Origin of the sequence: Streptomyces sp. NPDC057486 (assembly GCF_042802415.1) — a bacterium.
GTDB classification, from domain to species: domain Bacteria; phylum Actinomycetota; class Actinomycetes; order Streptomycetales; family Streptomycetaceae; genus Streptomyces; species Streptomyces yanii.
In genome coordinates, this window is record NZ_JBHVEE010000022.1 from 21,643 (window position 1) to 33,929 (window position 12,287).

Consider the following 12,287-nt stretch of genomic DNA (forward strand, 5'->3'; position numbering starts at 1 on the left):
GCAGTCGATGGCCGAGACCCACGTCCTGTTCGTCGAGGACGACGATGTCATCCGCGAGGCCACCCAGCTGGCGCTGGAGCGTGACGGCTTCGCGGTCACCGCGATGCCCGACGGCCTCTCCGGCCTGGAGGCGTTCCGGGCCGACCGGCCGGACATCGCCCTGCTCGACGTGATGGTGCCGGGCCTGGACGGGGTCAGTCTGTGCCGTCGTATTCGCGACGAGTCGACCGTGCCCGTGATCATGTTGTCCGCCCGCGCCGATTCGATCGACGTGGTGCTCGGCCTGGAGGCCGGCGCCGACGACTACGTCACCAAGCCGTTCGACGGCGCTGTTCTCGTCGCCAGGATCCGAGCCGTGCTGCGCCGCTTCGGCCATGCGTCGGGCGGACAGCCGGGCGGCGCGGCGGCGGAGTCCGAGCCTGTCGGCGGGGTGCTGGTCTTCGGCGACCTGGAGGTCGACACCGAGGGCATGGAAGTACGCAAGGGCGGAGCGCACGTGGCGCTGACCCCGACCGAGATGCGGCTGCTGCTGGAGTTCTCGTCCGCGCCCGGCACGGTGCTCTCGCGCGACAAACTGCTCGAACGGGTCTGGGACTACGGCTGGGGAGGAGACACCCGGGTCGTGGATGTCCATGTGCAGCGGCTGCGTACCAAGATCGGGCAGGACCGGATCGAGACGGTCCGCGGTTTCGGCTACAAACTCAAGCCATGAAGCGACTGGCACTGCGGACGGGGGTCCGCTGGAAGATCAGTATCGCGATCGCCGTAGTGGGCGCGCTCATCGCCGTGGCGCTGAGCCTCGTCGTCCACAACGCCGCCCGGGTCTCGATGCTTGAGAACGCCCGTGAGGTGCAGCTGGAGCGGCTGACGTACGCGCAGCTGCTGTACGAGGCGACGAAGACGAAGAAGGCCGATCCCAAGTTCGGTGCCAAGCTCAACGACCCGACGATGCCACGGAGCCTGCGGGCCGAGGTCCGTAAGAACCGGCGCGCCACGCATGTCGACGAGTACGGGAACGGGGTGCCCGATGTGTGGGCCGCAGTGCCACTGGCCAATGGCGACGTGCTGTCCCTGCACACCCGCTTCGCGGACCGTTCCGCCACGATCATGGGCGATCTCGACCGGGCGTTGATCATCGGCTCCGTCTCGGTGGTCTTCGGTGGCTGCGCGCTGGGCGTGCTGATCGGCGGACAGCTGTCGCGCAGGCTGCGCAAGGCGGCGGCCGCGGCCGGCAAGGTCGCGCAGGGCCATACGGAGGTACGGGTCCGGGAGGCCATCGGCGGGGTCATACGGGACGAGACCGACGAGCTGGCCCGCGCGGTGGATGCCCTGACGGACGCGCTGAACGAACGGATCGAGGCGGAACGCCGGGTAACCGCGGACATCGCGCACGAGCTGCGCACTCCCGTGACCGGGCTGCTGACCGCCGCCGAGCTGCTGCCGCCGGGCCGCCCCACCGAGCTCGTACGGGACAGGGCGCAGGCGATGCGCACGCTCGTCGAGGACGTGCTGGAGGTGGCCAGGCTGGACAGCGCGTCGGAGCGTGCCGAGCTGCAGGAGATCGCGCTCGGTGAGTTCGTCAGCCGCCGGATCGCGCTGCTGGACCCCGATGTGCGGGTCCAGGTGGTCCACGAGTCGTGGGTCAACACCGATCCACGCCGACTGGAGCGCATCCTCGGCAATCTGCTGGGGAACGCAGCGAAGCACGGCTCCACTCCGGTAGAGGTCACCGTCGAGGGCCGGGTGGTGCGCATCCGCGACCACGGGCCCGGTTTCCCGGAGGCGCTGCTGCGCGAGGGCCCGAGCCGGTTCCGTACCGGAAGCAGCGACCGCTCCGGGCACGGTCACGGCCTGGGGCTGACGATCGCGGCCGGTCAGGCCCGGGTGCTCGGCGCCCGGCTGACGTTCCGCAACGCGGCGCCGCAGGGCGCGGCGGAGGGGACCGGCGGGGCGATCGCCGTGCTGTGGCTGCCGGAGCACGCCCCGACGAACACCGGCAGCTTCCCGATCCTGCACCTCGCCGAACAGCGCCTGCCCGGGAGCTCGCGGGCGGTCGCGCCGTCGGACGGCACACCGTTCGGCAGCTGATCCGGCCGGGCAGCGACGAAGGGGCCCTGGGGCGCGTGGTCCGCGCGCCCCAGGGCCCCTGGTCACTGTCCGGTCAGACGTTCTCGCTCTGCTTGGCGCCGGCCACCGGCTCCGGTGCCTCCACGCCGCTCTCTGCGGTGGGCTCGGGCTTGGCCTCCGGGCCCGCCCCCCGCAGCGGTACCTCCTTGACGAACACCGCCGCCACCAGCGCGATCACACCGACCGACGCGCCGACCAGGAAGGCGATGTGCGTGCCGGACGACACCGCGAACTGGTACGCCTCACGCACCGCGTCCGGCAGCTTCGCCAGGCTCGCCGCGTCCAGTTGCGCGGACTTCGAGGTGGCTGCTCCGCCGCCGCGGGCCACCATTTCGTCCTGCACCCGTCCGGTGAACAGCGCACCCATGATCGCGACGCCGAAGGAGCTGCCGAGCGTACGGAAGAGGGTGGTCGCGGAGGAGGCGACGCCCATGTCCTTCAGCTCGACGCTGTTCTGCGCGACGAGCATCGTGATCTGCATCAGGAAGCCCATGCCCGCGCCGAGGACCGCCATGTAGATGCCGGAGGTGAGGCGGGTGGTGCCGGTGTCCATCTGCGAGAGCAGGAACAGGCCGACCACCATCAGGATGGAGCCGATGATGGGGAAGATCTTGTACTTGCCGCTGCTGGTGGTGACCCGTCCGGCGATCAGCGAGACGACCATCATCGACAGCAGCATCGGCAGGAGCAGCAGACCGGAGTTGGTCGCGGACGCACCCTGGACGGACTGCTGGAACAGCGGCAGGAAGAGCACCGCTCCGAACATCACGAAGCCGGACATGAAGCCGACGACCGACATCAGTGTGAAGTTGAGGTTGCGGAAGATGTGCAGCGGAATGATCGGTTCTGCAGCCTTCGTCTCGACGAAGAGGAAGCCGACGAGCGAGACGACACCGATCGCGATGAGCTCCATGATCACGGCGGAGTCCCAGGCGTACTCCGAACCGCCCCAGGTGGTGACCAGCACGATCGCGGTGATGCCGACGGTCAGCAGTCCGGCGCCGAGGTAGTCGACCTTCGCCTTGGTGCGCTTCTTGTTCGGCAGGTGCAGCACGGCGGTGACCATGGCGAGGGCGACGGCGCCCAGCGGCAGGTTGATGTAGAAGCTCCAGCGCCAGCCGAGGTGGTCCGTGATGGTGCCGCCGACCAGCGGCCCGCCGATCATGGCGATCGCCATCACACCGGCCATCAGCCCCTGGTACTTGCCACGCTCGCGGGGCGGCACCAGGTCGCCGATGATGGCCATGACGCCGACCATCAGGCCGCCCGCGCCGAGCCCCTGGATCGCGCGAAAGCCGATCAGCTGGCCCATGTCCTGGGCCATGCCGCTCAGTACGGAGCCGATCAGGAAGAGCACGATGGACGTGAGGAAGATGCCCTTGCGTCCGTACATGTCGCCGAGCTTGCCCCAGATCGGGGTCGAGGCCGCGGTGGCCAGGGTGTACGCGGTGACGACCCAGGACAGATGCTCCAAGCCGCCGAGATCACCGACGATGGTCGGCATGGCGGTGCCGACGATCAGGTTGTCGAGCATGGCCAGCAGCATGGTGATCATCAGGGCGAGCATCACCACCCGGACGCTGCGCTGCTGCGGTTCGGGCGCGGGCGGCTCGTCGGCAGTCTTCTCGGCTGCTCTGCCGCCCGGCTTCCCGTCCGCCGCCTTCTTCAGGTCCGACATGGTTCCCAACTCCCCTGATCCCCTGTTAGCCGGGCCCTTACTTGCCGCCCGGCTAGTTGACTACACTGGGCAAAGTAGACCCGTAACTAGCCGGGCGTCAAGTAAGTTTTTTGGGGAGCTCACCATGGGCAGCACACCGCAGCCACGCCGGGGCAATACGCGCCAGCGGATCCAGGACGTTGCCCTGGAGCTCTTCGCCGAGCAGGGCTACGAGAAGACCTCGCTGCGCGAGATCTCAGAGAAGCTGGACGTCACCAAGGCGGCGCTGTACTACCACTTCAAGACCAAGGAAGACATTCTCATCAGCATCTTCGAGGACCTCAATCGGCCCGTCGAGGAGCTGATCGCCTGGGGCAAGGAACAGCCGCGCACCCTGGAGACGAAGAAGGAGCTCCTGGTCCGCTACAGCGACGCACTGGCCGCGGCGGCGCCGCTCTTCCGGTTCATGCAGGAGAACCAGGCGACCGTACGGGATCTCAGCATCGGGGAGACCATCAAGGGCCGCGTCGTGGCTCTCGTCGATCTGATCAAGGAGCCCGACGCGCCCCTGACCGACCAGGTGCGCTGCTTCACCGCACTCTTCACACTGCACGCGGGCATGTTCGCCCTCAAGGACTTCGACGGCGACCCCGAGGACAAGCGCAAAGCCGTCCTCGAAGTCGCCTTCGATCTGATAACCCAGGCCCACGGCCCGACCCCCGCGAGCTAGTGCCTTGACCGGCAATGTTTGCCCCGTCCAGGAACGTCCGGCCGGGAGGTGCGCGAGCGGGATCCGGACCGTGGTGCGGTCGCCGGGTCGGGTCAGACCACGACGCCCTGCTGGCGCAGGAACGAGACCGGGTTGATCGCCGAACCGTAGTTGGCAGTGTGACGGATCTCGAAGTGCAGGTGCGGGCCGCTGGAGTTACCGGTGTTGCCGGAGAGGGCGATCTTCTCGCCCGTGGCCACGGTCTGGCCTATGCGCACGTCGATCCGCGACAGGTGCGCGTACTGCGAGTACGTGCCGTTGCCGTGCTTGATCACGATGGCGTTGCCGTACGCGGGACCGTCGCCGCCACCGTTCGGGCCGGCCTTCACGACGGTGCCGGAGTGCGCGGCCTTGACCGCGGTCCCGACCGGCACGGCGAAGTCCTGGCCGGAGTGCTTGTGAGCCCAGCGGCTGCCGTCGGTGCCGAAGGTGGCGCTCAGCGTGTAGTGACGGACCGGCGCCATCCAGGAGGCGGCCTTTCCGGCGGCTTCCTTGGCGGAGCTGCGCTCGGCCTGCTTCGCCGCAGCGGCCTTCTCGGCCGCCTTGCCCTGCGCGGCCGCCTGCGCGGCCACCGAGTCGGCCGCGGTGGTGCCGATCAGGGTCGCGGTGCCGGGGGAGCCCGCCGGGGCGGCCGCGAACGCAGCGCCCGCGCCGAGAACCATCGACGTCCCCAGGCCGGCTGCCACCACGGCGCCACGGACACGGGACATGGACGGGCGGCGGGAGTGCTGGAACGTAACGCGCTTCGACATATGCGGAGATCCTCCGGATGTGAGTGAACCCGGCTTGTCCGCCGGGCTGGCCATCCCTTGGTAACCCGCCACCCCGTCTGCACCCAAACACCCCATCTACGAAGAAAAGCCGTATTCCGCACCCAGGGAACCTGCCACCACGGGCCCCGGACCCCCGCCACACAACTCGGCCGAATCTCCTCAGCCGGACAGGTTTAACCCCAGCTCCAAACCGCCCGAAACGGACATGTTGCCGTGTTTCGGGCCTCCCCTCCCATCGCGCCGAAGGGCCCGTTCCGCTGCGGGGCGAAGGCCCCGTCAACGATCACGGTTCCGTCTCCTATGCCTCGTAGTAAGGCCGAAAGGGGGTGTGCTGCTTGTCACCGCCGCCGGGACCGAAGACCGTCCGATTCGGGTCCTTCGGCATGCAACCCGCCCACGCTGTCACGCCAGACGCTCAGCTCCCGAGGGACAGCGACGACCAGCGCCGGCGCTGACGCGGGCACCATGCAAGAGGATGCGGGCAGCACGGTGCACTTCGGCCGCGGTGCGGCGCAGCCGTGAGCGCGACGCGGCCCACGGCCCGCACGGTCGCCGTCCATGGCTCCGGGTCCGTCCAGGGCAGCGGAGCCCTGCTCACCGACCGGCTGGTGCCGACCTGCGCCCACGTGGTCAAGGGCCGCAACCGGGCCGTCGTCGCTCACCCCGATCTGCCGAGCACCTTTACCGCATGGGAGTCGCTCCTGCTCGCCCCGGCCGCACGCGAGGGGCTCATCGATCCGTCCCCGCCCGAAGCCCTGCCCGGCCTCCGGGTGGACGTCATTGGCGGTTCGCGGATCATCGGCGGCGAAGGGCTCATCGCGCACACGTGACGGCACAGCGAAGGGGCTGCCCCGGAACCGTACGAAACGGTCCGGGGCAGCCCCTTCGGATGCTCAGACGCTCAGCGCGCCCTTACACGTCCTTCGTCAGGTTCGGGCCGGCGCCGCCTGCCGCCTGCTCGATCGGCGGGACGTCGGGCAGCGCCGACTTCTCCTCGCCGCGGAAGGTGAACTTCTTCTCGTCACCCTCGCCCTCGGTGCCGACGACCACGATGTGACCGGGGCGCAGCTCACCGAAGAGGATCTTCTCGGAGAGGACGTCCTCGATCTCGCGCTGGATCGTCCGGCGCAGCGGCCGGGCGCCCATCACGGGGTCGTAGCCCTTCTTGGCCAGGAGCGACTTGGCTTCCGCGCTGAGCTCGATGCCCATGTCGCGGTCCTTCAGGCGCTCGTCCACCTTGGCGATCATGAGGTCGACGATCTGGATGATGTCTTCCTCGGTGAGCTGGTGGAAGACGACCGTGTCGTCGACACGGTTGAGGAACTCCGGCCGGAAGTGCTGCTTGAGCTCTTCGTTGACCTTGTTCTTCATCCGCTCGTAGCCGGTCTTGACGTCGCCCTGGGCGGCGAAGCCCAGGTTGAAGCCCTTGGAGATGTCCCGGGTCCCGAGGTTGGTCGTCATGATGATGACGGTGTTCTTGAAGTCCACGACCCGGCCCTGGGAGTCGGTCAGGCGACCGTCTTCCAGAATCTGGAGCAGGGAATTGAAGATATCGGGATGGGCCTTCTCGACCTCGTCGAAGAGGACGACGGAGAACGGCTTGCGGCGCACCTTCTCGGTGAGCTGGCCACCCTCTTCGTAACCCACGTAACCGGGGGGAGAACCGAAGAGGCGGGAAACCGTGTGCTTCTCGCTGAACTCCGACATGTCGAGGGAGATCAGCGCGTCCTCGTCGCCGAAGAGGAATTCGGCGAGCGTCTTGGAGAGCTCGGTCTTACCGACACCGGACGGGCCGGCGAAGATGAACGAGCCACCGGGGCGCTTCGGGTCCTTCAGGCCGGCTCGCGTACGGCGGATCGCCTGCGAGAGGGCCTTGATGGCGTCCTTCTGGCCGATGACGCGCTTGTGGAGCTCGTCCTCCATGCGCAGCAGTCGGGAGGACTCCTCCTCCGTCAGCTTGAAGACCGGGATGCCGGTGGCGGTGGCCAGGACTTCGGCGATGAGCTCGCCGTCGACCTCGGCGACGACGTCCATGTCGCCGGCCTTCCACTCCTTCTCCCGCTTGGCCTTCGCCGCCAGCAGCTGCTTCTCCTTGTCGCGGAGGGAAGCCGCCTTCTCGAAGTCCTGGGAGTCGATGGCCGACTCCTTGTCGCGGCGGACACCCGCGATCTTCTCGTCGAACTCGCGGAGGTCCGGCGGCGCGGTCATCCGGCGGATACGCATCCGGGAACCGGCCTCGTCGATCAGGTCGATCGCCTTGTCCGGCAGGAAGCGGTCCGAGATGTAGCGGTCGGCCAGCGTCGCGGCCTGGACCAGCGCCTCGTCCGTGATGGAGACGCGGTGGTGGGCCTCGTAGCGGTCGCGCAGACCCTTGAGGATCTCGATGGTGTGCGGCAGCGACGGCTCCGCGACCTGGATGGGCTGGAAGCGGCGCTCAAGAGCGGCGTCCTTCTCCAGGTGCTTGCGGTACTCGTCGAGCGTCGTCGCACCGATCGTCTGGAGCTCACCTCGCGCCAGCATGGGCTTGAGGATGCTCGCGGCGTCGATCGCGCCCTCGGCGGCGCCCGCACCCACGAGGGTGTGGAGCTCGTCGATGAACAGGATGATGTCGCCGCGGGTGCGGATCTCCTTGAGGACCTTCTTCAGGCGCTCCTCGAAGTCACCGCGGTAGCGGGAACCGGCGACGAGTGCACCGAGGTCGAGGGTGTAGAGGTGCTTGTCCTTGAGGGTCTCGGGCACCTCGCCCTTGACGATGGCCTGCGCCAGGCCCTCGACGACCGCCGTCTTGCCGACGCCGGGCTCGCCGATGAGGACCGGGTTGTTCTTGGTACGGCGGGACAGCACCTGCATGACCCGCTCGATCTCCTTCTCGCGCCCGATGACCGGGTCGAGCTTGGATTCGCGAGCGGCCTGGGTGAGGTTCCGGCCGAACTGGTCGAGCACCAGGGACGTGGAGGGTGTGCCCTCCGCGGGGCCGCCCGCGGTGGCCGCCTCCTTGCCTCCCGAGTACCCGGAGAGCAGCTGGATGACCTGCTGCCGCACCCGGTTCAGGTCGGCGCCCAGCTTCACGAGGACCTGGGCGGCGACGCCCTCGCCCTCGCGGATCAGGCCGAGCAGGATGTGCTCGGTGCCGATGTAGTTGTGGCCAAGCTGAAGAGCCTCGCGGAGCGACAGCTCCAGGACCTTCTTGGCTCGGGGAGTGAAGGGGATGTGCCCGGACGGGGCCTGCTGGCCCTGACCGATGATCTCCTCCACCTGCTGGCGGACCGCCTCGAGCGAAATCCCGAGGCTCTCCAGGGCCTTAGCGGCGACACCCTCACCCTCATGGATAAGGCCCAGGAGGATGTGCTCGGTGCCGATGTAGTTGTGGTTGAGCATCCGGGCTTCTTCCTGAGCCAGGACGACAACCCGCCGCGCGCGGTCGGTGAACCTCTCGAACATCGTTAATCGCTCCTCAGAGCGGTCAGGCAGTAAGGGGTCGGTCCCCTCCCTGTCCTTCCGCAGCTTAGTCCCGCAAGCGGGGACCGCTCATTCCAACTGCCGACACCCGTCCTTGGCCTCCTGCCCCGAACGCCGACAACTGCTCCAACCCGATGGTGCGAGACGATGTTCCCGCAGGCCAGGCAGATACCCCTATCGCCAGTACGCCGATGGCGAACGTGAGACGTGCCGAGCTGCGTGTCGCCCCTCCCCACTAGGGATGTTCTTACCCGCAATTACAGACAGTCCATGCGGCGCGCGCCGGTTCCCTCCGCTACGGGCGAACATCCTTGCGCGCGGAAATGCACTCGCACGCCCCCGTCATGAGCACGTTGTGCACACGACTGCCGACTCTGCGTAACCCTTGGGGCGGTTCGGCAGTTCTTCGGACATGGCCCTCCCCATCCCGCCCCCACGTGCAGCGCTCGCCGACGAGCGCGACGGTGACTGTGCGTGGTGGTACGAGCACGAACTCGGCTGGCCGACGGAAGGGACCACTCCGGTGCGGTTGCCGACCGGGCTGCGGTTCGACGTCCTGGAGCTGCCTGCGGCCGCGGGGTACGCGGCGCTGCGGCGAGTGGGGCGCACCGGGCCCGTGGCGCTGACGGGACGGACCATGGGGCTGCTGGTGGCCGCGGGGAGCGCCGACGAGCTGCCGGGGCTGCTCGACTGGCTGGACTGGGGCGGGGTCTCCCTCGCGCTGACCGCCGTCGGCGCGGGCGGGCGGATCATCGCGCCGACGCCGCCCGGCTGGGCTCCTGGCTCGCCGGGGGCCGCCGCATGGCTGCGGCCCCCCGAGCTGCGGCACGAGGGGAAGCCTGAGCTCCCGGCCCTCGCCGGCCTCGGGAGCAGGGGTGGGGATGCTCCCGATCTCGTACGGCTCGTGGACGCGGTGGCAACGGAATGCCACCGGGCCCGGTTGATGCATGCCCGGACGGGGCGAACGACAACTGTGCAGCCGACAGCGGAGCTGTCGGCAAAGGGACTGCCGACGGGACGGTCGGCAGTTCAGCCGTTGGCCTTCTCGTAAGCCTCGCGGATCTCTGCCGGAACACGACCACGGTCATTCACATTGTGACCGTTCTCGCGCGCCCACTTACGGATCTCGGCAGTGTCCTTGTTGCCACCGGTAACGGCGCGTCCCTTGCCACGACCCGCCCCGGCACGGCCACCGGTACGCCGGCCACCCTTGGTGTACGGCTCAAGAAGACCACGGAGCTTGTCCGCGTTGGTCGTGGTGAGGTCAATCTCGTACGTCTTGCCATCCAGAGCGAACGTGACCGTCTCGTCCGCCTCGCCACCGTCGAGGTCATCGACAAGAAGGACCTGAACCTTCTGTGCCACCGGATTTCCTTTCATCGAAAATGCAGTACGCGGAAAGGAAACCGCTTTTCCCCGGAAAACACAAACCCCTGGGAGAGGTTCAGGAGCTCAAGAACACGGGAAACATGCGCGATTCGGACATAGGGTTCCGGCGCCTTCCGACGGTCACAGGTGCAGAAGCATCCGGCTGTTGCCCAAGGTGTTCGGCTTCACTCGTTCGAGACCGAGGAACTCTGCTACGCCCTCGTCATAGGAACGCAGCAGCTCGCTGTAGACATCTGTGTCGACCGGCGTCTCTCCGATCTCCACGAAGCCGTGCTTGGCGAAGAAGTCGACTTCGAAGGTGAGACAGAAAACCCGGCGCACACCCAGCCAGCGGGCGGTCTGCAACAGCTTGTCCAGCACTTGATGCCCCACTCCGGCGCCCTTGATGCTGTGATCGACCGCGAGAGTACGGACTTCGGCAAGGTCTTCCCACATCACGTGGAGTGCGCCGCAGCCGATGACCCGGGCGTCCTCGTCGCGTTCCGCGATCCAGAACTCCTGGATGTCCTCGTAAAGCGTCACCGTTGCTTTGTCGAGCAGGATGCCTTCGCGCACGTACCCGTCGAGGAGACGGCGGACCGAGGGCACATCGCTCGTCCGGGCACGCCGGACGGTGATGGCTGCGTTTATAACCGACGGTTCGGTACGGAAATCGGTATGCGGAAGCTCTGAGGACATGCCCAGACGCTATCGCCCGGACTCCGTGTCCGCGTCATCGGACGGGCGATCGGCGGCCTCCGGCAGCTCCGGCGATACGATCCGCATCGCGTCACTGAGAGCTTCCCGCTGCTCGGCGGACATCATGCCGAAGAAGGCGACAAGTGCGGCGGCGGGGTTGTCGCTGTGGGACCAGGCTTCGTTCATCAGTGCGGCCGAGTAGGCGGCGCGGGTGGAGACCGCCGTATATCGATATGCGCGGCCTTCGACTTCCCTGCGCACCCAGCCCTTCTGATGGAGATTGTCCATTACCGTCATGACGGTCGTGTACGCGATGGACCGTTCCTTCTGAAGGTCCTCAAGGACTTCCCGCACGGTGACCGGACGGTTCCATTGCCAGACCCGTGTCATCACGGCGTCTTCCAGCTCTCCCAATTGGCGAGGCACAGCGTCACCTTAGTGCTAGATGTCTGGAATGGCCGGTTATTTACGCAACAAAAGGGCGTGCGGCTCCTGATGAGCCGCACGCCCTTCATGCGGTACGCGAGGTGCGCTACGCGCCGTACCGGTCAGACGCCCTCGGTCCGCGGCGTCTGCTGCGCCGCCTCGGCGCGGCTGAGCGCCGAGTCCACGGCCGCGTCCTCCTTGGCCTTGTTCGGGCCGCCCTGGCTCTTGACGATCGTCACGACGAGGCCGATGAAGAAGGCGGCCATCACCACGGGGGGCACGAGCGCGGATACGTAGTCCATGGGATCCAGAGTAGCGATCCCGGTACGGACTTCCGCGCGACCCCTCCGTCGTCCGGCGTGGCTACCCCGCGGCGCGCTGCTGCGGGGGCGGGACGGGCCGACGGCGGGGCGGGAAGACTTCCGAGGGTTTCGGGGCGGGGCGCTCGGACGGCGGCACCGGACGGGCCGGGGCTGCCGGGGTCTTCGGCTTTTCGGGCTCCGCGGCCGCGGCCCGGCCGCCGGGCAGGGCGAGCAGGCGGCCGCGCTGCGCGGGCGCTGCCGTGGGGACGGCGCGTCCGGCGAGACGGGCCCGCACCGACCGCTCGGCGAGCACGTGGCAGCGCTCCAGGAGCACTGCGGCAACCGGTCTGCCCCGCTGGGTGCGCAGGGCGGCCAGATCCTCCGGACGGGGGTCGTATCCGGCGGCCAGGGCATCCTGGAGCAGCTCCAGGTAGCGGGTGACCGAGCCTGGCAGGGCGTCGCGGTAGCGGACGAGGTCGGCGAGGAGGAACGCGCGCAGCCGTCCCGCCTCCCCGACCGCCTCGTCCAGGGAGCCCGCGAGCCGCAGGCAGTCCTGGACGTCCTCGTCGGGCAGGGGCGCGGGGCGGAGGGCGTTGGCGAGGGCGCGTCGGAGCACACGCAGCTCGTCCGCGCTGAACGCCATACCGCCGCGTGATCCGTAGGGCGTGGGCATAACGCGACAATACGTGCTAAATGGACAAAATCCG

Annotated in this window: 13 protein-coding genes; 5 read left to right on the top strand and 8 right to left on the bottom strand. The window is 68.2% G+C overall.

Going from position 1 to position 12,287, the window contains the following annotated elements:
• Window positions 1–7 precede the first annotated feature (7 nt).
• Together cseB and cseC are read left to right on the top strand one after the other, a co-directional pair.
• Complete coding sequence (gene cseB, locus ACFU6I_RS13325; RefSeq protein WP_384052225.1) at window positions 8–712, top strand: two-component system response regulator CseB; 705 nt, start codon at window positions 8–10, stop codon at window positions 710–712.
• On the top strand, window positions 709–2,088 hold the full coding sequence (gene cseC / locus ACFU6I_RS13330; protein WP_384364869.1) for a two-component system sensor histidine kinase CseC: 1,380 nt from the start codon (window positions 709–711) through the stop codon (window positions 2,086–2,088). The genes cseB and cseC overlap by 4 nt, the downstream gene beginning before the upstream one ends.
• Before the next feature lie 73 nt (window positions 2,089–2,161).
• Here cseC and ACFU6I_RS13335 read toward each other — a convergent pair whose 3' ends face one another.
• Window positions 2,162–3,805, bottom strand: coding sequence for an MDR family MFS transporter (locus tag ACFU6I_RS13335; protein WP_384364872.1), 1,644 nt, complete (start codon window positions 3,803–3,805; stop codon window positions 2,162–2,164).
• A gap of 124 nt (window positions 3,806–3,929) precedes the next feature.
• Here ACFU6I_RS13335 and ACFU6I_RS13340 point away from each other — a divergent pair, with 124 nt between their 5' ends.
• Window positions 3,930–4,514, top strand: coding sequence for a TetR/AcrR family transcriptional regulator (locus tag ACFU6I_RS13340; RefSeq protein WP_384364875.1), 585 nt, complete (start codon window positions 3,930–3,932; stop codon window positions 4,512–4,514).
• Window positions 4,515–4,606: 92 nt separating this feature from the next.
• Here the strand turns inward: ACFU6I_RS13340 and ACFU6I_RS13345 are convergent, their stop codons facing one another.
• Complete coding sequence (locus ACFU6I_RS13345) at window positions 4,607–5,305, bottom strand: M23 family metallopeptidase (protein ID WP_384364878.1); 699 nt, start codon at window positions 5,303–5,305, stop codon at window positions 4,607–4,609.
• Between the two features lie 539 nt (window positions 5,306–5,844).
• On the opposite strand from ACFU6I_RS13345, the gene ACFU6I_RS13350 reads away from it, so the two are divergent.
• Window positions 5,845–6,156, top strand: coding sequence for a hypothetical protein (locus tag ACFU6I_RS13350; protein WP_384364881.1), 312 nt, complete (start codon window positions 5,845–5,847; stop codon window positions 6,154–6,156).
• Between the two features lie 82 nt (window positions 6,157–6,238).
• Here ACFU6I_RS13350 and ACFU6I_RS13355 read toward each other — a convergent pair whose 3' ends face one another.
• The gene (locus ACFU6I_RS13355) at window positions 6,239–8,767 is read right to left on the bottom strand and encodes an ATP-dependent Clp protease ATP-binding subunit (RefSeq protein WP_384364884.1); all 2,529 of its coding nucleotides are present in this window, start codon (window positions 8,765–8,767) and stop codon (window positions 6,239–6,241) included.
• A 430-nt stretch (window positions 8,768–9,197) separates the two neighbouring features.
• On the opposite strand from ACFU6I_RS13355, the gene ACFU6I_RS13360 reads away from it, so the two are divergent.
• Window positions 9,198–9,836: an SCO3374 family protein gene (locus ACFU6I_RS13360; RefSeq protein WP_384364887.1), complete on the top strand. Its 639-nt coding sequence runs from the start codon at window positions 9,198–9,200 to the stop codon at window positions 9,834–9,836.
• Here ACFU6I_RS13360 and ACFU6I_RS13365 read toward each other — a convergent pair.
• The 5 genes from ACFU6I_RS13365 to ACFU6I_RS13385 all read right to left on the bottom strand — a co-directional run bounded on the left by ACFU6I_RS13365 (window position 9,815) and on the right by ACFU6I_RS13385 (window position 12,223).
• Window positions 9,815–10,150, bottom strand: coding sequence for an Lsr2 family protein (locus ACFU6I_RS13365; RefSeq protein ID WP_327245719.1), 336 nt, complete (start codon window positions 10,148–10,150; stop codon window positions 9,815–9,817). The genes ACFU6I_RS13360 and ACFU6I_RS13365 overlap by 22 nt on opposite strands.
• A 144-nt stretch (window positions 10,151–10,294) precedes the next feature.
• Window positions 10,295–10,852, bottom strand: coding sequence for an amino-acid N-acetyltransferase (locus ACFU6I_RS13370; protein WP_266984385.1), 558 nt, complete (start codon window positions 10,850–10,852; stop codon window positions 10,295–10,297).
• A gap of 9 nt (window positions 10,853–10,861) precedes the next feature.
• Window positions 10,862–11,278, bottom strand: coding sequence for a BlaI/MecI/CopY family transcriptional regulator (locus ACFU6I_RS13375; protein WP_384364890.1), 417 nt, complete (start codon window positions 11,276–11,278; stop codon window positions 10,862–10,864).
• A gap of 122 nt (window positions 11,279–11,400) precedes the next feature.
• Complete coding sequence (locus tag ACFU6I_RS13380; protein ID WP_327245717.1) at window positions 11,401–11,580, bottom strand: hypothetical protein; 180 nt, start codon at window positions 11,578–11,580, stop codon at window positions 11,401–11,403.
• 61 nt (window positions 11,581–11,641) lie between these two features.
• The gene (locus ACFU6I_RS13385; RefSeq protein WP_384365036.1) at window positions 11,642–12,223 is read right to left on the bottom strand and encodes a hypothetical protein; all 582 of its coding nucleotides are present in this window, start codon (window positions 12,221–12,223) and stop codon (window positions 11,642–11,644) included.
• Window positions 12,224–12,287: the final 64 nt, after the last annotated feature.

What these genes read in the sequence shown, in the direction of transcription:
- ACFU6I_RS13355 (WP_384364884.1), bottom strand. Translation starts at nt 8,767, where the DNA reads ATGTTCGAGAGGTTCACCGACCGCGCGCGGCGGGTTGTCGTCCTGGCT.
- cseB (WP_384052225.1), top strand. Translation starts at nt 8, where the DNA reads ATGGCCGAGACCCACGTCCTGTTCGTCGAGGACGACGATGTCATCCGC.
- ACFU6I_RS13360 (WP_384364887.1), top strand. Translation starts at nt 9,198, where the DNA reads ATGGCCCTCCCCATCCCGCCCCCACGTGCAGCGCTCGCCGACGAGCGC.
- ACFU6I_RS13385 (WP_384365036.1), bottom strand. Translation starts at nt 12,223, where the DNA reads ATGGCGTTCAGCGCGGACGAGCTGCGTGTGCTCCGACGCGCCCTCGCC.
- ACFU6I_RS13370 (WP_266984385.1), bottom strand. Translation starts at nt 10,852, where the DNA reads ATGTCCTCAGAGCTTCCGCATACCGATTTCCGTACCGAACCGTCGGTT.
- ACFU6I_RS13345 (WP_384364878.1), bottom strand. Translation starts at nt 5,305, where the DNA reads ATGTCGAAGCGCGTTACGTTCCAGCACTCCCGCCGCCCGTCCATGTCC.
- ACFU6I_RS13340 (WP_384364875.1), top strand. Translation starts at nt 3,930, where the DNA reads ATGGGCAGCACACCGCAGCCACGCCGGGGCAATACGCGCCAGCGGATC.
- ACFU6I_RS13380 (WP_327245717.1), bottom strand. Translation starts at nt 11,580, where the DNA reads ATGGACTACGTATCCGCGCTCGTGCCCCCCGTGGTGATGGCCGCCTTC.
- ACFU6I_RS13335 (WP_384364872.1), bottom strand. Translation starts at nt 3,805, where the DNA reads ATGTCGGACCTGAAGAAGGCGGCGGACGGGAAGCCGGGCGGCAGAGCA.
- cseC (WP_384364869.1), top strand. Translation starts at nt 709, where the DNA reads ATGAAGCGACTGGCACTGCGGACGGGGGTCCGCTGGAAGATCAGTATC.